The 273-nt window shown below is 43.2% G+C and carries 1 protein-coding gene; it reads right to left on the reverse strand.

Going from position 1 to position 273, the window contains the following annotated elements:
• On the reverse strand, positions 1-273 hold a 273-nt coding region (locus AAEY79_RS14895; RefSeq protein WP_352289156.1), incomplete at both ends, for a hypothetical protein.

The following is a 273-nucleotide window of genomic DNA, read 5'->3' on the forward strand; positions in this document are numbered from 1 at the left end:
GGATTGGGTAATATTTTAACAATTGTCTCCCGCTGAATCTGTCAACCAATGCGCCCGTATACATTGATGAAAGCCAATGGGCAATCCCATAAAAGACGAAGCAATTGGCAAAAAGCATGGGTGTCCAGCCCATCTGAGGAAGAAAAAATCCCTGATGAATAAATATTCCTGTCACGATGAATGGTGCGGCAAGGACTGTGGGTAGTACCAACCAAAAACGATAATCGGCAAGTAATGTTCTTCTCGATCCATCCTCTTTGAGTGGTTTAGAAG

This window comes from Psychrobacter sp. GW64-MNA-CIBAN-0177 (assembly GCF_040309585.1).
In the GTDB taxonomy this organism is placed as follows: domain Bacteria; phylum Pseudomonadota; class Gammaproteobacteria; order Pseudomonadales; family Moraxellaceae; genus Psychrobacter; species Psychrobacter okhotskensis.